This window comes from Bifidobacterium sp. B4081, assembly GCF_026537335.1.
Taxonomy (GTDB): Bacteria; Actinomycetota; Actinomycetes; order Actinomycetales; family Bifidobacteriaceae; genus Bombiscardovia.
Genome location: NZ_JAFNMM010000005.1, coordinates 56,264 through 75,900, shown reverse-complemented (window position 1 = coordinate 75,900; position 19,637 = coordinate 56,264). Strand labels below are relative to the sequence as shown.

The window sequence follows — 19,637 nt, the reverse complement described above, 5'->3', positions numbered from 1 at the left end:
CTACTGCCGCCTGCTCTGGTCGGTTTTCGACGGTGAGGGCGAGGTTGACGGGGAGGCCGCTGTCTGGACAGACTCGTTCTTGCCCTCCTTGGCGCGCTCGCGTTTGAGGTCGCCGGCCTCCTTGCGGATAAGACGGGCGTGCTCTTGGGCATCATCCATGCTGGAGACGGTGATGCCCTCTTCCAATTGGTCGCGCCAGGATTGGGGAAGCCCCTTAACGGAGATGTCTGTGGTCTGCACCGGGTGGGACAGCGAGAGGGCGAAGGCTTTAGTGGGCACGCCCTGGTAGATGACTACGCGGCCCTGGTCCGCGCCCAGGTAATACTGTTCCTGGCTCCAACGGTAGGCAGCCGTCGTGCCTCCGGCCAGTGCAAGGATTACCAGGGTGATGATGCCAGCCAGGATCAGCCGAATCCGCCGATGCCGGGAACGCTGGCGCCTGCGCTGTTCCAAATGCTCCTTGTGGATGGCGTCGGCCACGTCTGGGTCGTAGGGATCGGCTGAGTCCGAACCGTCCTCCTTGTGGACGACGGGGATCTCGCTGGTGTCGGGCACTTGCCGTTCGCCGCTCTCTTCGCGGGCAGCCGAGGGCTGGGCGGTGTGGCTATCGCTATCCTCGCCCTCCTGCTTGCCGGAATCCCGGTCTTGGGTCAGATCGGCGGCCCGCTTGGCGGGCGATTCCCGGGACTCGTCACGCAGGCGCGGTGCGGCCGTCACGGGCTCATCCAGAATGTCGGCCAGAGCCTCCAGGTTGGAGCTGGCTGCACCACCGACCAGAGGGGTCTGATGGGGCAGATCGAAGGCATCGGCATCCAGGGCCAGCGTGGCATCGGCGATGACCACGGTTACGTTGTCGGTGCTGCCGGCTTTCAGGGCGAAGGTGACTAGCTGCTGGGCGCACTCCGCCTGGTCCGAGACCGAGGACAGCACCTCGGCGATGGTCGAGTCCTCCAAAACGCCGCAGAGACCATCCGAGCAGATCATCCAGCGGTCTGCAGGCAGGGCCTTGGAGATGGAGATGTCCGGGCGAGGGTCGATGTCGAAGTCACCCAGAACCCGCATGACTACGTTGCGCTGAGGGTGGTTGCGGGCTTCAGCCGGGGAGATGCGGCCGGTGTCGATCAGATGCTGCACGTAGGAGTGGTCCTGAGTCATCCGGATCAGCTTGCCCTCCCGCAGGAGGTAGCCTCGGGAGTCCCCGATATGGGCCAGCACCCAGGAGTCGTCGGCCAGAGCCAGGGCCGTTACCGTTGTGCCCATGCCTGACAGGCGGTGTTCGCGCTTGGCCTTGCCCACGATGGCGTCATGAGCCGCGATGACCGAGGTCTCCATCATCCGGGCCAGGGATTGCACGTCCTGCTTCCTGTCGTCGCGTTCGATGTGGGCCAGGGATCGGATGGCTATGGTCGATGCCGTGTCCCCCCCCGCATGACCGCCCATGCCGTCGCACATGGCTACCAGGCGCTCGCCGGCGAAGGCCGAATCCTGGTTGTTGCTGCGCACGTACCCCACGTCTGAAACCGCCGTGGAGTAGAGGAACAGCTTTTGGTTCGCATCGTTCCTGGTCATGGGCGGCTACCTCAACTCGAAGGTGGTGGCTCCGATGCGTACGGGAACCTCCGCCGGTAGGATTGTCGGCGCCGTTATTTTCTGCCCCGAGACGACGGTGCCGTTGGTGGACCCAAGATCCTCAATGGCCCATCGGCCCGATGCAGGATCCTGGTAGACCCGCGCATGATGGCCGGAGACGAACTCGTCGTCCAGCACCAGGGTGTTCGAGGAGGAGCGGCCCAGGGTGATGGGCCGTCCTGACAGTGGCGTGGAGGAGCCGGCCAGGGGTCCGTCGATGACCACGAGCAGGGAGGGCTCGTCCCTTGCGGGCTCTGTCTTGCTGACCGGGGCGATAGGCACGGATCTGGCGCTTGCCGGCAGCTTGCGCTGGGCTGCGCGTTCGCTGCGTCTACGGGAGTGCGAAGTTTTGGGGCTGAAAGTTTCGATGTCTTTGCGGAGTGAACGGATGGCCAGCCAGACGAATACCCATAGCAGAGCCAGGAACCCGTATTTGAGGATGGCGAATGTCAGTTCAGTCAGCATAATGGTTCGACCTTACTTCAAGGTCTGGGCGATTTACGAATCCTGTTCCTGCGACGATGCCCAGTAGAGGATGCGGGTACGGCCGATGGTGATGGTATTGCCGTCCAGCAGAGTGGCTGCGGGAACCTGATGTCCCTCTACATAGGTGCCGTTGGTGGACCCCAGATCGCGGGCTACCACGCCCTTGTCGGTGATCTCGATCTGAAGGTGTCGGCGCGAAATGCCTGCGTCGTCGATGACGATATCACAGGAGGATCCACGGCCGATGGTAGTGACGGGGGCGGTCAGCAGGTACTGGCGGCCGTTGATCTCCAGAACCGGGCAATCCTTGGACTCTTCGGGGGTGGTGACGGGTGCCGCGTTGCCCTGGACTGACTCGGCAGATAGGTGGAAGTCGCCCTTGTTCAGGTTAAGGTCCTCCTCGAAGATGACTACAACCGGACCGACGAAGGCATAGTGCTGGCTTTCGGCATACTTGGTCAGGTTGTCTGCCAACTCGTTGGCCAAAGCCTCCGAACCCCACTGCTCAATGCGGTCGAAGTCTAGGGTGGATAGTCTGAACCGATACTCGTTGGGCGCCACAGTGCGGTCGCGACCGACGGGCATGGCCTGTGAGTCTATCTCACGCTCGAGGGCGCTCGACAGGTCGACGGGCTGTAGGTCCTTGGAGCCGAACTTCGAAAAGACACCGTTAACGGCGCCTTCCACGCTCTTCTCGAAACGATCGAGAACGCTCATAGTCATCCCTTTCCATATAACCCTTTCATAGTACGTGACACTGCTGAAAGGGGGTAATGGGCGGTCGGATGCTTGCAATTTCTTCAATGAACAGGTTCGAACGAACGCGATTGCCAGGCATGGATAAGGCCCGTGGCCACAATGGGCCAGGGGCCTTTGACCTTCGATCGTCATGGGTCAGGCCGAAGCCTGTCGACTCACAGAGACAGCTTGCGGCGCAGACCCAGGGTGATGCCGGCGCTCAGGCAGAGGCCAGCGGCAATGGCCAGAGGGGCCATAGCATCAGCGCCGGTCTTGGCCAGAGCGGTGTCGCTCCTGGCGGCCTTTCCGGCCGGATCCTTGGCGGCGGCCTTGCCAGTTGCTTTGTCGGCGGTCTTGTCGCCGGCCTTGGCAGGCTCCTTGGCATTGTCGGCCGGGTTGGTCTCAGCAGGCTGAGCAGGAGCAGCCGCCTTGGTGTACTTGGCTACGAAAGTGGCATCTTCAGAGAAGACGGCATCAGGGTTGAAGGCTGCGTTGCTGTCAGCACCGAACCATCCTTCGAAAGTGTATCCGGGGTAGCTGGGCGGGGCACTGGGCTGTGCCGCCAGCTTGTGGCCCTCGCCAGTATACAGCGTCTGCGTGGCAGGTTCGTGGTCGAGGTTGGTCGGGTCCTGAGCGACGAAAGTGACTGCATTGGCTTGGTCCCATTTTGCGAAGACAGTGGTGTCCGCCGTAAAGGGCTTCGTGAAGTCGACTGTCTCAGGACTCGTCGCTACATAGGTCCAGCCGACGACAGTCCAAGGCTTGTCGGGCGACTGCGAATCCTGCATGGAATCAGGTACTGGTATGTTAGTGGGGATCTTGCTTTTATCCAGCATGCCCTGATCGTTGGTCTCTACACGAATCCCGTGAGCGCCTTCTGTGTCCCATGGATCGCCGACGAAGGTGATCTGGTAGGGGGCGGACTTGGCCTCGGCCCCCTTGTTGCCCTCCACAGCCTGGGCCACGGTAGGCAGCAATGCCAGGCCGCCGGCCAAGGTGGCGCCGGCAGCGAGCACCGCGCATGCGCGTTTAAAACGAACCATCATGTTCATTGGTTACCTCTATTTTCTCTATTGTCGATTGCTCCCCATGTGCAGTCATGGTGTCCTACCTTGACACCCCTATCCCCTGGGAAACAGGGATTATCGGCCAGTCATTGGCGATAAAGCGATATTATTTTATCGCAGGGAGTGGCCATCGGCTGGTCGTAGTCCGGCGGCACGCCTTATCCGTGATACAAATTTCCCATGTAGAACGATTGACGTCTGCTGCTGGCCAAGGTGGCGCATTGCGGTTGAGGCTGATCGAATTCCCCTTTGGCACCTAGGCGCTTATCATCGTGGCAGACACAAGATCATGAGGATCATGTCAGAGTTATCCGAGGAGCGAGCATGACCGAAGAGGTGGATCGGGCAATGGAAGCATATCCGCGGGTCAAGGCCCGGACCCTGCGGTTCACCTTGGGCGCGCCACGATCGGCCTCAGCGGTGGGGGATGGCTCACGTGCCGTCTTTCTGCGCTCCGACGGGCCTGAGGATCTGGTGACTGGGCTCTGGCTGTCTGTCTTTGATCAGGAGGGCCGTCATCATGAGGTGCTCCTGGCCGACCCCAGGGCTCTGCTGGAGGATGCAGACATGGAACATGTGCCGGCTGCCGAGCTGGCTCGAAGGGAGCGTTCGCGAGAAGGCGGCGAGGGCATTGTCGACTACAGCGTGGATGCTGCCGGGGATCGGGTGGTCTTTGCCCTTGGTGACCGACTCTGGCTCTCGTTGATCGCCCCAGATGGTCTCACTGCCTCCACGCGGGCCCTGAGCTTGGAACACAGCGATTTGGCTGTGCTCAATCCAGTCATCAGCCCGGACGGCACCATGGTGGCCTATACGACTGGTGACCAGCTGATGGTGGTCGCCATCGGTCAGGATGCCGGACAGGACCGTGAACGGGCTGTCCTGGCCCTGCGTCCCGGCACCGATGACCGGATGCTGTTGGGGCTGGCCGAGTTCGTGGCTGGCGAGGAGATGGATCGCTATCAGGGATTCTGGTGGTCGCCGGACTCCCGAGCCTTGCTGGTCGAGCACACGGATTCCTCCGACGAGCCGATCTGGTACATCAGCGATCCGGCCAATCCCCAGGTCGGGCCGCGCGCCCGGCGGTATCCCCAGGCTCTGACGTCCAATGCCCGTGTCGGGCTGAGCCTGGTCCTCCTGGGTCAGGACGATGCCCATCCCTGGGTGGGCGAGGTGGACTGGGATCATCAGGCCTTTGAATACCTGGCTGTGGTCCGCTGGCAAGAAGGGCATCGGCCGCTGCTGCTGGTTCAGAACCGTCGGCAGACCGAGGACAGGATCCTGGAGGTACAGGTGCCGGATGATCGCCAGGGTTTGGATCGGGGACAGGACATGACCTTTCTTGATTCCGATGCAGCACCCAAGGTGGCTACCAGGGTGATGCAGGAGCATGGCAATGACCAGTGGATCGACCTGGTGCCCGGGTTGCCGGCCTATCGGCCCCAGGGCGGGCTGGTGGACGCCTTCATTGACGTAGAAGCCGACACCACGAGGCTGCGCTTGGATGGAAGGGTATTCTCCCCGGCTGGCTGCCAGATTCGGCGGGTGTTGTCTGTGGAGGATCGCGATGTGTTGGCGGTGGTTTCCACTGATCCCCGCAGCTTCGACCTGATGCGCCTGAGCTATGACGGTTCGATCCATGTGCTCAACCGGCTGCCCGGAGTGTGGTCCGCCTCTCGGGCCGGTCATGGCATCGTGGTCAGCGGCCGGACTATGGCCTCGGCGCATGGGCAGGTGCGCCACTGCTATCTGGGTGCTGATGGAGATCTGGACCGCCTGGGGGCCGAAGGGCTGGGCCTGGTGAGCAAAGCCCGCTCTGACGGCAGCGTAAGATCCGCTGGTGGCTCCAGTGCCTCAGGCCGGGTTGGCGGTCGGCAGGAGCACCATGATCGTCCTGATCGCCGGGCCATGGATGCCGGCCATATCAATAGCCAGGGGGTCATGTGCGCCGTCCTGGCCGATGTCAGCAGTGATCCCGGATTCATCCCCAACGTGGACTTCGTACGCATGGGCCAGCGCGAGCTGTTCGCAGCCATCGTCAGGCCGTCTGAATCCAGTCCCTACGCCAGCGCCGACAGCCTGCCCGTCCTGCTCAAGCCTTACGGCGGTCCAGGCGCCCAGCAGGTGGTCTTCAATCAGTCCTACTACTGGGAGTCCCAGTGGTGGGCGGATCAGGGCTTCCTGGTTCTGACCGTCGATGGCCGGGGTACGCCGGGTCGTGGGCCTGCCTGGGATCGGGCCATCTTCGAGGATATGGCCCAGGTGACTTTGGATGACCAGCTTGAGGCTTTGAAGGTTCTGCCTGATTTCGCTCCCGAGGCCGACCTGGGGCATGTGGCCATGATCGGCTGGTCCTATGGCGGCTTCCTGTCGGCCCTATCGGTTCTGCGGGCTCCCGACCGGATCCATGCAGCCTGTGCAGGTGCCCCGCCCACGGACTGGACCCTTTACGACACCCATTACACCGAGCGCTATCTGGGGATGGACCCGGCCGTTTACCGCCGCAACGGAATTATCGACGATGCGCCTTCGCTGCGCCGCCCGCTGATGCTGATACACGGGTTCGCGGATGACAACGTCTCCGTGGCCAACACCCTGAGGCTCTCCAGCGCTCTCATGGCGGCCGGTCGCCCTCATACGGTCCTGCCGCTGACCGGCATCACCCACATGACCAACGACGAGACTGTGGCCGAAAACCTGCTTATTGTGCAGCGGGACTTCCTACAGGAGGCCCTCATGAACAAGACGGACTGACGGAAAGGCTGCTTGGGCTAACGCTCTGCTGGCGGTTGCTTCCGCTAGATTGGAGTTGTGTATATCCAACGAAAGCCTGACCAGGATCCAGGTCCCGAACGCGGATTCCGGCTTCCTCGTAGCTGGGGTCTGGCGGTCTCGGTGCTCTGCCTAGGTCAATTGGTCGGGCTTTCCTCGGGCCTGCTGGCAAGGTTCTTTGAGCTGACTCAGGTCGGCCTGCTGGGTTTCGCTGAGACCCCAGGGGCTCCCACGGCTGAGGTGGTTCCGCCGATCAGAAGGCTGGCCTCGGTGACCTTGGCCGGGCTGGTGGCCGGTCTGGTATGGGCCTGGCTGCGGACGAGGACCAGGCTGGTTCCCTCGGTCGATCAGGCCGTCAAGGGTGCATCCATGCCCCCGGGCCGGACCGTGGTTCATGTGCTTACCCAGATCTTCTTTGTGGCTGCTGGTGGCTCCATAGGCAGGGAAGTGGCCCCTCGCGAGGCGGGGGCTCTTCTGGGCGGTCTCTGGACCAGGCTGGGACGACGGCTGGGGCTGCGTGATCAGGACGGTCCGCTGCTTGTGGCTTCGGCGGCAGGTGCAGGGTTCGCCGGCATTTACATTGCGCCTCTGACTGGGGCCTTCTTCGGCATCGAGGTGCTGCTGCGGCGGGTGGATACCGAAGTGGTGGCGGTCAATCTGGCTATGTCGGCCTTGGCTACCCTGGTCGGCGGATCTATAAAGGGTTTTACCCCTTACTATAAGGTCGGATCCGATCCCTTCCGGCCATGGCTTATGGCAGTGGTCCTCTTGATCGGACCAGTCATGGGGCTGCTGGGGGCCGGATTCCGCTGGATGACATCCTGGGCAGAGTCCCATAGAACTACTGGCCCTGCCGCCATCTGGCAGCTGACGGGGGTAGCTCTGTTGACCGGGCTGGTCGCTCTGGCTGCCCCCCAGGTCATGGGCAACGGCCGGGCTCTGGCCCAGATGGGCATGGATCAGCTGCTGTCCGTCGGATTCTCAGGGCTCCAGCTGGCTCGGTCACTTGCCCTCTTGGCCCTCTTTGCGCTGGCCAAGGCTCTGCTGACCACAGCAACCATCCGTGCTGGGGCTTTCGGCGGCACTCTGACGCCATCCATAGCCCTGGGATCCGCCATGGGCGCTGTTTTGGGCCTGCCGCTGGCTTGCCTTGTGCCCGGCCTGCCGGTCTGGCAGTGTGCCGTGATCGGCGCCGCCTCCCTGCTGGCCGCCTCCCAGCAGGCTCCGCTCATGGCCATGGCCATGCTCATGGAGGTCTGCCGCCTGCCGGTCATGGCCTTCATGCCCATGGGCCTGGCTGTGGCCCTGTCGATGGCGGTCTCGCGTCTGTTCGTGGCCAAGGCATAAACCGTCGTCAGAAGCCCTTGCTGCTCTGACGGTCCGGCCTTGCATGGGCATTCACAATCAGCTGACTGGTCTGGGCCAGTAAGGAAGGGTGGCTATACTCAGGCCGGACGTAGGTCCCGGGAGGATGCAGCCGATCCGAGTGGAGCAGGCCAGTGCCGTGATCCCCTGGACAGACAAGAAGGAGGTTCCTGGCGGTGAAGACCGTGTTGGCCATCTTCAGGCGAGATCTCTGGCGGATACTGCGCAACCCCGTGGCCCTGGTGGTGACCATCGGCGTGGCCGTGCTGCCCTCCCTCTATGCCTGGTTCAACATCATGGCTCTCTGGGATCCCTACAGCAACGTCAACAATCTGCCCGTGGCCGTCGTCAGCATGGACCGAGGGGCGCAATCCGCGGAAACCGGCAGGATCAACGCCGGTAGATCGGTTATCCAGGAGCTGCGCGGCAATAAAAGCCTGGGCTGGAAGTTCATGGATGATGATGAAAGGGCCATCGAAGAGGTCCACTCGGGCCAGTGCTACGCGGCCATCATCATTCCTGAACGGTTCAGCGCCGACCTGGTCGGCATCGTCGAGGGGGCCGGGAACAGGCCCGCTCTGAACTATTACGTCAATGAGAAGAAAAACGCCATCGCTCCCAAGGTGACCGACACCGGCGCCTCCACCATCGACCAGGAGATCAACGCGGTCTTCGTCTCGGCCGTCAGCGACGCCTTGGCCGGGAAGGTCCTGCAGACCGTCGGCGATGCCCAGGGCGCGGCCGAGCAGAGCCGCAGCCAGGTGGTGGGCGACCTGGGGGAAATTATCGACCAGCTGGATCGGACGGACGGCCAGCTTGACCGGATCGGTTCCACCATGGGCCAGGCCCGGCAGACCGTGGCCGGCTCCAGAAGCGACATCAAGGACCTGCAGAGTCAGATATCGGCCACCCAGGCCACTCTGAACAGAGCTCAGAGCAGCATGGCCAAGACCCGCGACGACAGTCTTCGGTTCTCTTCTGCCCTGAACCAGGCCCTGGCGGACGGGTCAGTGCGGCTGTCCAGCGCGGTCACGGATGTGAATACAGTGGCAGGCGGGATCACCGCCGACCTGAACGCCACCCAGGACAAGGTGGACCGGGTCAATTCCGGCTTGGGTCAGCTGGTCGATGCCAATGGGGAGGCTGTGGACCGGCTCCAGTCGGGTCTAGACCAGTCCGGGCTACATTCTGGGGATCCGGCCTATGAGAGCATCCAGCGGCAGATTGACGATCTGAAAAAGACCAACCAGAAGCAGAAGTCATCCCTTGATGCCTTCAAGAAGAACTCCTCGACGGCTCTGGACTCGGGCAGGCGGGCCGCATCAGACCTGAGCTCGGCCATGACCGACACCGGCGGCACAGGCATCAAGGCTCTGGCTGCAGCCAGCCAGAGCCTGGCTGGGACCACCATGCCCAACCTCCTTACCGGGCTGGATGCCCTCAATGCCTCCAACGGCTCTCTCCAAGGTGCCCTGAGCAACCTGGCCACCACGGCCGTCCAAACCGATGCCCTGCTGGATCAACTGGATTCCACCATCGGTCAGGCCCAGTCGACCCTGTCCACCACCAGGGCCTCCCTGGCCTCGGTCAGGTCCGACCTGAAGGGGGTTCGGACCGATGTGGCAGCCCTTGGGTCCTCGGCTGCTTGGAACCGGATGACCCAGACCCTGGGGTTGAGCCCGGAATCCTTCGGAAAGGCCATGGCCTCGCCGGTGGAGCTGGCCTCGCACACGGTCTATCCGGTCAGCAACTACGGGTCATCCGTGGCGCCCTTCTATACCAATCTGGCTCTCTGGGTGGGTGGGTTCATCCTGATAGCCATCTACAAGCTGGAGGTCGACAAGGAGGGCATCCGCAAATGCACCGCCACCCAGGCTTACCTGGGTCGTTGGCTTCTGCTGGTCTTCGTCGGCTTCTTCCAGGCGCTGATCGCTACAGTGGGCGACCTGATGCTGGGCATCCAGTGCCGCCAACCCGCCCTGTTCGTCCTGGCCGGGGTCTTTGCCTCCTTCGTCTACATCAATATCATCTATGCCCTGGCCGCCTCTTTCAGGCACATCGGCAAGGCCTTGGCTGTGGTTCTGGTCATCCTGCAGATACCTGGGTCCTCGGGCATGTACCCGATTGAGATGATGCCCGACTTCTTCCGCAATCTGAACCCGTGGCTGCCCTTCACCTACGGAATCAACGCCATGCGTGAGACCATCGGCGGCATGTACGGCAACCACTATTGGCAGGACATGCTCCACATCTTCTGGTACCTGCCGGTGGCCCTCCTGATCGGACTGGTGGTGCGGCGGTACCTGCTCAACCTGAATGCCCTCTTCGACCGGCGGCTTGGTGCCACTGACCTGATGCTGACCGAACAGAACCATTCAGCCGACCGCCGTCTGAGCCTGGGCAGCCTGGCCCGCTCCATCCTGGGCGAGGGCGACTACCGCGCCGTCATAAGGCGGCGTGCGCATCGCTTCCTGGCCCTCTATCCAACGCTGATCCGGGGTGGTCTGGTCCTGGTTCTGCTGCCAGTGCTCTTCCTCATCCTGTTGTTCAGCACCGAAGCCAAGATCGTCATGCTGATCGCCTGCATCGCTTCCATCGTCCTGATAGACGCCTACCTGATCATCGTCGAGTACATCTGCGACAGCTATGTTCGGCAGCTGGGCCTGACCGAGCGTCCCGGCATGGACTTCCTCACCCTGATTCGCCCGCGTCGGCAGGGTCCCTCGGCCATGACCAGGCTGACCACGGCCGTGCGCGAATCAGTCATGAGCCGCGATGAGGAGGACGCTCCCGAGGATGGTGATCGCCGATGAGGAACATCTGGAGGATCCTGCGCAAGGACCTGGCCGATGCCACCAGCAACGTCATCGCCATCATCGTCCTGATGGGCCTGATTATTGTCCCGGCCCTCTATGCCTGGTTCAACATCGCCGCCAGCTGGGACCCCTACAAGAACACCAAGGCCATCAAGGTGGCCGTGGCCAACACCGACAAGGGGTACAAATCCGACCTGATTCCGGTCAGGATCAACGTGGGGGAGACGGTCACCAGCACCTTGCGGGCAAACGACCAGCTGGATTGGAGGTTCGTCAACCGCGACCAGGCCCTGGAGGGGGTGCGCTCAGGCGAGTACTATGCTGCCATCGTCATTCCCAAGGATTTCAGCGCGGACATGATGACCCTCTTCTCGCAGGACGTGAAGCATGCCAGCCTTGAGTACTACCTGAACGAAAAGAAAAACGCCATCGCCCCCCATGTCACTGAGCAGGGGGCCGACACTGTGGCCACAACCATCGACAAGACCTTCGTCAAGACCGTGGGCCAGGTGGGGATCGACCTGGCCAGCCAGGTTTTCACTTACTCCCAGAGCCCCCAGGTCCAGGATTATCTGGCCAGGGCGACCGGCCACATCGATCAGATGTCACAGCGGCTGACCACTGCCTCCAGTCAGGTGAATGCCTATGCGGGCCTTCTGGATTCCTCCGGAAAGATGATCGACGCCACCGGCAGGATTCTGGGTCGGTCTGACTCCGCCATGGCCGATGCCAGGAAGGCCCTGAACCAGGGAACCAAGGGGTCCAAGGATCTGGGCAAGTCCCTCTCCGGGTCGGCCCAGGCGGTCGACGTTGCCCTTGACCAGGCCTCGGGTGCCTATGACACCATCGGCTCTAAGATCGATGACGCTTTCGACAAGGTGGGCCAGCAGAGCGATGCTGTCAGCAGCCAGCTGAACTATCTGAACGAGCGGATCAGAGACTCGGCGGCCGACTACGACGGGATGATCGCCAGCCTGGAGGATCTGCGCAGCACTGTGGAATCCGATGCCAATCTGACAGCTGACCAGCGCCAGGCCCTGCTGACCGCCATCGATCAGGCCCAGGCCGGAATGCGCACAGCCCAGGCGGCCCAACGTGACCTGGCCGACCGGATCAGCCAGGCTTCCCAGGCAGCCAAGGAGGGCAAGGACAAGCTGGGCGGTCAGCGTCAGGATCTGAAGAACAGGATCGCTCAGGCCCGTGCCTCGGTGGATCAGGTCCGCACCCAGTACCGCAATGACCTGAAGCCTCGCCTGGACGACTTGGCTTCATCCATGGACACCGTGGTCACCTCGACCGATCGGCTGCTGACGGGTCTGGATGGAACCGTCAAGGGCGCCTCTGGGCTGACGGGCCCTATGACCAGGGATATCAGCCAGGCCAAGGACCAGCTGGGTGAGATCTCCCAGCGCCTGGAGCAGGCCTCCAAGCGGCTGACCGACCTAGGGGGACATCTGACCCAGGCTTCGCAGGGCAAAGATACGCAGGAGGTCAAGACTCTGCTGAGCGGGGATTCCGAAACCATGGCCGCCCTTCTGTCCTCACCGGTAGGCATCCATCGGCATGCGGTCTTCCCAGTCATGAACTACGGGTCGGCTATGACCCCCTTCTACACCATCCTCTCCATTTGGGTGGGTGCCACCATTCTGGCGGCCATGATGAAAGTGGCTCTGTCAGACAAGAAGAAAGCCTCCGTCCTGCACCTGGACTCCCTGCAGGATGCATGGAAGAGGGCCGATGACCTGGATGAGGATTCCGAAGGCCGCCGCTCCTGGGGAGACTTCCGCCCCGAGTCGCCAGGCAATGCCCGCCGCTTCGGCCTTCAGCTCTACCAGGAGTACTTCGGCAGATTCGCGGTCTTCGCCCTGATGGCCATCCTCCAGGGCTGCCTGATCGCTCTAGGAGACCTCTTCTACCTGAAGGTCCAGTGCGTCCATCCGCTGATGTTCGTGCTGGTGGCGGTCTTCGCCTCATTCGTCTTCATGAATCTGATCTATACCCTGGTCGTCTCCTTCGGGGACATCGGCAAGGCTATTGCCGTTATCCTCCTAGTCATGCAGGTGGCCGGCTCGGGCGGCACCTTCCCCATGGAGACCCTGCCTGGCTTCTTTCAGGGGGTCTATCCCTTCCTGCCCTTCGTCCATGCTATAGGAGCCATGCAGTCGGCCGTTGCCGGCGCCTACGGCATGGAGTTCTGGCGGGAGATGGCCACCCTGGCCCTCTTCCTGGTGCCCTCGTTGCTGCTGGGGCTGGTCCTGCGCAAGCCCGTCATCCGCTTCAATGACTGGATCGTCAGAAACCTTGAGAGCACCCGGCTCATGTAGGGCGAGTCCAACAGAAGGTGGTATAGGGTGAGAGCATGAGCGTCCAACTGGTTGAGGAACGCCGCTACGACCAAATCATGAAGGATCGTGTCCTTCCTGACCTGGCCTCCTGTCGCAGTGACGGATGGATGATCTCCCATGACGGCGGCGGGGACGGGGGAACCCTCCTGGACAAGGCCCATCTCAGCGGCGTGGACCCCTCCCGGCTTCTGCATTACGTTTGCTATGACAGGACGCTGTTTCGCAAGGGTGCGGTGGAGTCCGGCTCAGCTCGTGTGCGCGGGGCCGCGATCATCTCCTTCGGTTTTTCGGAATTCGCCGACAAGTACCAGGAGATGGCCTGGTACTTCCTGATGCAGGGGTACTCCGTCTGCATTCCCGAGCATTGGGGGCACGGTTTCTCTGGCCGTGGTGTGAACGATCCCAGCCTGATCTGGGTGGACCGTTGGCAGCGGTATGTGGCGGATCTGGCCGCCTTCTGCTCCCAGGTGGGCCAGCAGTATGCCCAAGACGAGCCCATGGTGCTCTATGCCCATTCCATGGGCGGCGGCGTGGCTGCGCGGATGCTGGAAACCTTCCCCTCCCTCATCGACAAGGCGGTCCTGTCATCACCCATGATTGCTCCGCGGACCGGGTTCATGCCTTCGGTGGCCTGGACGGCAACAAACGCCGCCTGCATGATGGGCCGCTCGCGCAGCATGGTTCCGGGATTCGGGCCATTCCGCCCCGAGCTGGACATGGGCAAGTACCCCAATGGCAGCCAGGCGCGGGTGGCCTGGGCCCATAAGTTGCGGGCCCAGGAACTGCACTACCAGACCAGTGCCGCCACCTTCGGCTGGGTCAGGGAGAGCCTGGAGATGAGCCGGGCCATACTGCGTCCCAACCGGTGCAGCCGAGTGGAGACCCCTCTGCTGCTTTTCCAGGCCCAGCCCGACCGGTTTGTGCTGCCTATGCCCCAGAACCGTTTTGTCGACCAGGTCCAGCAGGGCGGCTGCCAGGCCACGCTGGTGCGCATTCCGGGCAGCATGCACGAGCTCTACCAAATGCCGGACAAGGTCCTGAGGCCTTACTTGGAACGCATCTTCGACTTTTTCGACCAGCCCTGGCGGCTCGCTGACGACCGCTGATCAGACACTGAGCAGATCGGCCAGCAGAAAGTCACCACCCTGCTTTTTTGCCGGGGCTAGTTCCCTGTATAGTTCTAAAGCTCTAACCAGCGCATCCGCATCGTCCCAGTATTGATTCAGAAAAGGATACTTCTTGACATTGCGGAAGTTGCGGTCGTCCTGTCCCAGCTCCTCCTTGCAGAAGAGACTGGGCTTCAGTTTGCTGTTTTTTGCGCCGCGATGGTGCGACTTCCAACTGTTGTACTCGTCCAGCCTGCCCTCGCGGTAGACGATCAGCATCTCGATCTCGGGATGCGTGGTGACGTTGATGGTCCGGGCATGCTCGGCGTAAGGCTGGCGTAGCAAGGTGCGGTGGCCCAGCTGGTCCTGTATGCAGAGGATGGTCACGTTTCGTCCGTAGTCCTGGGTCAGGAAGTCCCGAGCCAGGCTCTCACCGCTTCTGTCGCGGGTTGACCAGGCATCGTTGTTGTAGGGATCGGTGATGATGCGATCCCGATCGATGAAGGTCAGGTGCTTGGTGACCAGTTTGTCGACGATAACCTGCTCGGCTACGCCTTCGCATGAGAAGAGAACTGTATCATCCCCGATGGCCCTTGCAAGCTCCTCCCGCCTGCTATGCATGATGTTCTTGCCTTGCTACCTGGTCGGCTACGTAATGGCGCATGGCCTTGAGCTCCGCTGCCTTGGGGGCAGTGCCTCCGATGTAGTTGGACAGGAAGACTTCGCTGTGCTTGAGCTCCCCGCGCTTTACTGCCTCTGAGTAATTGATCGCCTGGATGCCCTTGCGCTCGTCTTCGCTACGTCTGAGGAAGTAAATATTGTCCTTGCGCTGGATCAAGTCAAGCAGTTCCGCATAGTGGGTCGTGAACACTAGAGTGGCACCATAGGGGTTGCTGGTCGCAGACATGAAGAGGTTGATGATCATGCGCACCAGCTCCTTGTTGATGCTGTTCTCGATTTCGTCGATCAGCAGATAGCCGCCTGTGCGCAGGACCCAGATGGCTGCTTTGACTATTCGGGATCCGCGGACTGTGCCTAGGGAGAGCAGTCCGGCTGTGTCCATGTTGGACATGACCACCTCTCGAGAGGTGCCGGCGAATCTCAGATGGGCGCGGTGTTCCTGGTCGATATGAAAGTAGTCGATGCTGTCATCGAAGACGTGCAGCACAGGATCGGCGATGGTGTCGACAGGAACGATGGGAAAGTAGGTTTCTGGACCGATGCGGGTGATGACCTGAGCGCTAGTCGTCCTGGTGTAGGGCAGAACAATGCTGGAGTGAGGGGAGAGGTAGTCGAAGGCCTCCTTGGTCAGGTAGGTGTCGGTGGATGCATCACCTGAGGATTGGGCTGCCGGACGCCGGACCTTGATCAGCTTCGAGCGTTGTTGGAAAGCGTCTGTATTGCGAAGTACGGACTTGGGCAGGGGCTTGCTTGGATAGCGCCAAAGTTGCTCCTGAGAAAACCGGTAGGTGCTATCGGTCAGGAGATCCATGCTTTCGTCGGAAGTGTCGTCGTGGACCGCATCCAGCTGTGACTTGAGCAGGTAGAAGCGCTGCTTGGACTCGAAGATCAGAGAAATCTGCAGGCTGGACCCGAAGGCGCTGAGGGATCTGACGGAGGACAGCATAGGGCTGGCATCCTTGCTCAGGACGCTGACGGCCAGGGCCAAGGCATTGAGTGCCGTGGTTTTGCCGGATGCGTTGATTCCTGTAAGGCACAGCACGTTCTGCGCGTAAATGTGACTGCCCGGACTGTTTTCCAGATAGGTCAGTCCGTTGCCAGGGGTTCTCGAGCGGACCTGGTCACGGGCGTAAAGATCCAGGGCCAGGGTCTGGTTTTCAAAGGGTTGAAGTCCCTCGACGACCATTCTGAGCAGACGCATGATAACCACCAGTATTCCTGTAGACATAAAAAGTGTCTACAGGAATATGATACGCCTGCAACCCTACTTGTTCAGCACCTTCTCTGGGTCGGCATCGAAGGTATCGACGCAGTTCTGCGAGCAGAAGTAGTAGGTCTTACCCTGGTAGTCGCGCTTGGCTGCGGCCGTGCTGGGGTCGATGGACATCCCGCAGACCGGGTCGGTGACCTTGTCTGTTGCTGTCTGATCCTGCTGCATGTCGTCGTGATGATGGAAGAGTCCCATCTCATTTCCTTTCTCTTGTTTGTGTTCTTGGTGGGTGGAAATACTGAGGTCTCTGGTCAGGGCATCCATGTCGATTGGCTTGGCTTCCTTGACCGGCCTGGCCTTCAGGGGCGTGTGCCGCAGCCTGTTGGCGTTGAGCACCACTGACAGGGAGGAGAAGGCCATGGCTGCACCGGCGATCATGGGGTTGAGCAGGAGGCCGATGAAGGGGTAGAGCACGCCGGCGGCGATGGGGATGCCCAGGCCGTTGTACCCGAAGGCGAACCAGAGGTTCTGATGGATGTTGCGCATGGTCGCTGCTGAGAGGTCGAAGGCCTTGACTGCCGCGTTCAGGTCGCCCGAGACCAGGGTCACGTCAGCGGATTCGATGGCCACGTCCGTGCCGGTGCCGATGGCCATGCCCAGGTCGGCCTGGGCCAGGGCCGGGGCGTCGTTGATGCCGTCGCCGATCATGGCCACCTTGTGACCCTGGGCCTGAAGGGCCTTGACGATGCTCGCCTTGTCCTCGGGATGGATCTGCGCCACTACTCGGGTGACTCCCACCTGGCCGCCGACCTGCTCGGCAGTGCCTTGGTTGTCGCCGGTCAGCATGATGGTCTGGATGCCGCGCTCGTTCATGTCGTGGATGGCCTGCTTGGAGCCGGTCTTGACCTGGTCGGTCACAGCCAGGACACCGGCAAGCCTGCCGTCGATAGCTACGAAGATGGTTGTGCGGCCCTGGTCCTCCCAGCTGCGGGCGGTGTCGAAGAGGGATTGCGCGCCTGCCTGGTTCGCTGTTTCGTTCTCCAGTTCGATTCCCTTGCCCTCGAGCAGCCTGCGGTTGCCGACAAGGACATGCGAAGTGCCCTTGCTTCCTTCAAAAGACCCAGAGGGGAAGGTTGCATCGATGCCGGCGCCGGTGACCGAGTCGAAGTCCTTGGCCGGTACCAGCTCCAGGTTGCGGTCCTTGGCGGCCTGGACGATGGCCTGGGCCAGGGGGTGCTCGGAATTGCTCTCGGCGCTCGCGGCCGCCCTGATCAGCAGGTCCTCATCCAGTCCCTGCACGCTCAGGGCATCGGCCAGTTCAGGTCGGCCCTGGGTGATGGTGCCGGTCTTGTCAAGGACGATGGTATCGACGTCATGTGCGCCCTGCAGGGCCTCCGCCGACCGGTAGAGCACGCCGGCACGGGCGCCGCGTCCAGTGCCGATTGTCACGGACAGGGGGGTGGCCAGGCCCAAGGCGCAGGGGCAGGCGATGACCAGGACGGATACCGCCGCCACGATTCCGTATACTCCGCGAGGCATGGGGCCGAACATCCACCAAGCTACGAAGGTCCAGAGCGCTACCAGGATGACCCCGGGGATGAAGATTGACGATATCCGGTCGGCCAGTTTTTGGATGGGCGCCTTGGAGGTCTGGGCCGTCTTGACCAGCCGGATGATCTGGGCCAGAACCGTGTCCTGCCCTACCTGGGTGGCCTTGTAGCGCAGGGAGCCTGTGCCGTTGACGGTGGCTCCAACCAGGGAATCGCCCTCCTGCTTGAGGACGGGCATGGGCTCGCCGGTCACCATGGATTCGTCCACTGAGGATGATCCGGAGATTACCTGGCCGTCCACTGGCAGCTTCTCGCCCGGATGGACCTGAATCACGTCTCCGATGGCCACATCGTCGACGGCGATTTCCTGGGTGGTTTCCCTGCCGTCCTCGCCGGTCCTCACCACTGTGGCGTTCTTGGGCCTGAGTCCAACAAGGGCGCGGATGGCATCGCCGGTGCCGCGTCGGGCCCGTGCCTCCAGGATCTGGCCGAGGATCATCAGGGTGATGATGGTGCCCACGGCCTCGTAGTAGGGTTCACGGCTTCCCTCAGGCAGGAGCTGCGGGGCCACGGTGACCACCAGTGAGTAGAGGAAGGCCGTCGCAGTGCCCAGGGCGACCAGGGAGTTCATCTCCGGAGCCCGGTGTGCCAGAGCCAGCCAACCGGTGCGGTGGATGGGCCAGCCAGAGTAGAACATCACCGGCAATATCAGGACAAGCTGGACCCAGGGGTTCATCAGAATGTGGGGCATGGGCAGGAACATGCCGAACATGGCCGGGACGAAGACCGGGAGCGTGAAGACCAGGGCCACGATGAACCGCCTGGTCAGGTCGCGGATTTCTGCCGTGCGCTCCTGATCCGCCTCATCCTGGCCGTTGTCGCCTTTGGTCTGGGCGGGCTTGGCAGATTCGGCGGCCTCGTCCTGTGAATGCTCTTCTTGCGACTGGCTACTTTGTGCTTGTTTGGACTGAGTCTCGGCATTGTCGGTCGTCGGTCCATCGGTGGCCCGGAGTATCCCGTGGAGCATGTTCATCCCGCAGGCGAAGGGATAGTCGCCGGCCTTGGGCGGGGTCAGCTGGACGGTCGAGGTCTGGAAGGCGGGCAGGGTCTTATCGATGTTGAAATCGTTGAAGACCACGTGCGAGGAGCATTCCCCGCTCTCCTGGCGGTCGAAGACCAGCTTGACCGGTCGCCCGGCCTGAACCTGGATCAGCTGGGGGCTGTATCCGCCCTTGACTGTGATGTGGACGGTCTGGATGCCGCCCTCATCCTTGGCCTGGGTGGCCTTTCTGGGCGCGAAGAAGTACCAGATGATGCCTGCCGTGATGGCCAGGGCTGCTATAAGGACCAGGATGCTGCTCATGTGGCCCACTATACCCCCCAGGGGTATACTGATAGTGAATTTCGAGATGGGTTTCATGGATTCGGGTCGGTCCTGGCTCTGCCATGAAGACCATTGACTAGGAATGGAGTGAATCGTGCCCGGATATGCCAACGATAAAAAGCGGACCATTACCAGACTCCGGCGTGTCGAGGGCCAGGTCAGGGCCATCGAGCAGATGGTCGAGTCAGACACTTACTGCATCGATATTCTCACTCAGATTGCCGCCTCGACCAGCGCCCTGAAGTCGGTGGCCCTAACCCTGCTGGACGACCACATGAACCACTGCGTCCGCGAAGCTGCCGAAAAGGGAGGTGAAGAGGCCGACGAGAAGATGGAGGAGGCCTCCGAGGCCATCGCCCGCCTGGTCCGTTCTTAGCAATCCTCGTCAGACAGGCCTAATCTGCCCGGGAATAGCAGTCCATAAGCAACGGGTATAGGCATTCTTCCGGGAATCGTTGGACTTCCGCCGCTCTCCTGTTAGATTGAAC

General features: G+C 61.9%; 13 protein-coding genes. 6 read left to right on the top strand and 7 right to left on the bottom strand.

Annotated elements, in window-relative coordinates:
• The 4 genes from J3T92_RS08265 to J3T92_RS08250 form a co-directional block, all read right to left on the bottom strand.
• Window positions 1-1,569 (bottom strand): BofC C-terminal domain-containing protein, encoded by a 1,569-nt coding sequence (locus J3T92_RS08265; protein ID WP_267401012.1) that lies wholly within the window; start codon window positions 1,567-1,569, stop codon window positions 1-3.
• A gap of 6 nt (window positions 1,570-1,575) precedes the next feature.
• Window positions 1,576-2,091, bottom strand: coding sequence for an FHA domain-containing protein FhaB/FipA (locus tag J3T92_RS08260; protein ID WP_396020000.1), 516 nt, complete (start codon window positions 2,089-2,091; stop codon window positions 1,576-1,578).
• 36 nt (window positions 2,092-2,127) lie between these two features.
• Window positions 2,128-2,832 carry an FhaA domain-containing protein gene (locus J3T92_RS08255; RefSeq protein ID WP_267401011.1) on the bottom strand — a complete coding sequence of 235 codons (705 nt, stop codon included), beginning with the start codon at window positions 2,830-2,832 and terminating at the stop codon, window positions 2,128-2,130.
• A 197-nt stretch (window positions 2,833-3,029) separates the two neighbouring features.
• Entirely contained in the window at window positions 3,030-3,899 is an 870-nt protein-coding gene (locus J3T92_RS08250; protein WP_267401010.1) for an InlB B-repeat-containing protein, read from the bottom strand.
• Between the two features lie 345 nt (window positions 3,900-4,244).
• Between J3T92_RS08250 and J3T92_RS08245 the strand changes: the two genes are divergently transcribed.
• The 5 genes from J3T92_RS08245 (at window position 4,245) to J3T92_RS08225 (ending at window position 14,324) form a co-directional block, all read left to right on the top strand.
• Window positions 4,245-6,674 (top strand): S9 family peptidase, encoded by a 2,430-nt coding sequence (locus J3T92_RS08245; RefSeq protein WP_267401009.1) that lies wholly within the window; start codon window positions 4,245-4,247, stop codon window positions 6,672-6,674.
• A gap of 57 nt (window positions 6,675-6,731) precedes the next feature.
• Window positions 6,732-8,039, top strand: coding sequence for a chloride channel protein (locus tag J3T92_RS08240; RefSeq protein WP_267401008.1), 1,308 nt, complete (start codon window positions 6,732-6,734; stop codon window positions 8,037-8,039).
• Between the two features lie 194 nt (window positions 8,040-8,233).
• Entirely contained in the window at window positions 8,234-10,870 is a 2,637-nt protein-coding gene (locus J3T92_RS08235) for a YhgE/Pip domain-containing protein (protein WP_267401007.1), read from the top strand.
• On the top strand, window positions 10,867-13,197 hold the full coding sequence (locus J3T92_RS08230; RefSeq protein WP_267401005.1) for a YhgE/Pip domain-containing protein: 2,331 nt from the start codon (window positions 10,867-10,869) through the stop codon (window positions 13,195-13,197). Before J3T92_RS08235 ends, J3T92_RS08230 begins: the two co-directional genes overlap by 4 nt.
• 35 nt (window positions 13,198-13,232) lie before the next feature.
• Window positions 13,233-14,324: an alpha/beta fold hydrolase gene (locus J3T92_RS08225; protein WP_267401004.1), complete on the top strand. Its 1,092-nt coding sequence runs from the start codon at window positions 13,233-13,235 to the stop codon at window positions 14,322-14,324.
• Here the strand turns inward: J3T92_RS08225 and J3T92_RS08220 are convergent, their stop codons facing one another.
• From J3T92_RS08220 to J3T92_RS08210, 3 genes are read right to left on the bottom strand one after another with little or no spacing between them, the layout of a single operon-like run.
• Window positions 14,325-14,945, bottom strand: a complete 621-nt coding sequence (locus tag J3T92_RS08220) for a hypothetical protein (RefSeq protein ID WP_267401002.1) — start codon at window positions 14,943-14,945, stop codon at window positions 14,325-14,327.
• On the bottom strand, window positions 14,938-16,233 hold the full coding sequence (locus J3T92_RS08215) for an AAA family ATPase (RefSeq protein WP_267401001.1): 1,296 nt from the start codon (window positions 16,231-16,233) through the stop codon (window positions 14,938-14,940). Before J3T92_RS08215 ends, J3T92_RS08220 begins: the two co-directional genes overlap by 8 nt.
• Window positions 16,234-16,269: 36 nt before the next feature.
• Window positions 16,270-19,128: a heavy metal translocating P-type ATPase gene (locus J3T92_RS08210; RefSeq protein WP_267400999.1), complete on the bottom strand. Its 2,859-nt coding sequence runs from the start codon at window positions 19,126-19,128 to the stop codon at window positions 16,270-16,272.
• 115 nt (window positions 19,129-19,243) lie between these two features.
• Between J3T92_RS08210 and J3T92_RS08205 the strand changes: the two genes are divergently transcribed.
• Window positions 19,244-19,525: a metal-sensitive transcriptional regulator gene (locus J3T92_RS08205; RefSeq protein ID WP_110416674.1), complete on the top strand. Its 282-nt coding sequence runs from the start codon at window positions 19,244-19,246 to the stop codon at window positions 19,523-19,525.
• Window positions 19,526-19,637 lie beyond the last annotated feature (112 nt).

Bases quoted from the DNA above. Each gene is read 5' to 3' on its own strand.
- J3T92_RS08265 (WP_267401012.1), bottom strand. From the start codon at position 1,569: ATGACCAGGAACGATGCGAACCAAAAGCTGTTCCTCTACTCCACGGCG.
- J3T92_RS08255 (WP_267401011.1), bottom strand. From the start codon at position 2,832: ATGAGCGTTCTCGATCGTTTCGAGAAGAGCGTGGAAGGCGCCGTTAAC.
- J3T92_RS08250 (WP_267401010.1), bottom strand. From the start codon at position 3,899: ATGATGGTTCGTTTTAAACGCGCATGCGCGGTGCTCGCTGCCGGCGCC.
- J3T92_RS08245 (WP_267401009.1), top strand. From the start codon at position 4,245: ATGACCGAAGAGGTGGATCGGGCAATGGAAGCATATCCGCGGGTCAAG.
- J3T92_RS08230 (WP_267401005.1), top strand. From the start codon at position 10,867: ATGAGGAACATCTGGAGGATCCTGCGCAAGGACCTGGCCGATGCCACC.
- J3T92_RS08225 (WP_267401004.1), top strand. From the start codon at position 13,233: ATGAGCGTCCAACTGGTTGAGGAACGCCGCTACGACCAAATCATGAAG.
- J3T92_RS08220 (WP_267401002.1), bottom strand. From the start codon at position 14,945: ATGCATAGCAGGCGGGAGGAGCTTGCAAGGGCCATCGGGGATGATACA.
- J3T92_RS08215 (WP_267401001.1), bottom strand. From the start codon at position 16,233: ATGTCTACAGGAATACTGGTGGTTATCATGCGTCTGCTCAGAATGGTC.
- J3T92_RS08210 (WP_267400999.1), bottom strand. From the start codon at position 19,128: ATGAGCAGCATCCTGGTCCTTATAGCAGCCCTGGCCATCACGGCAGGC.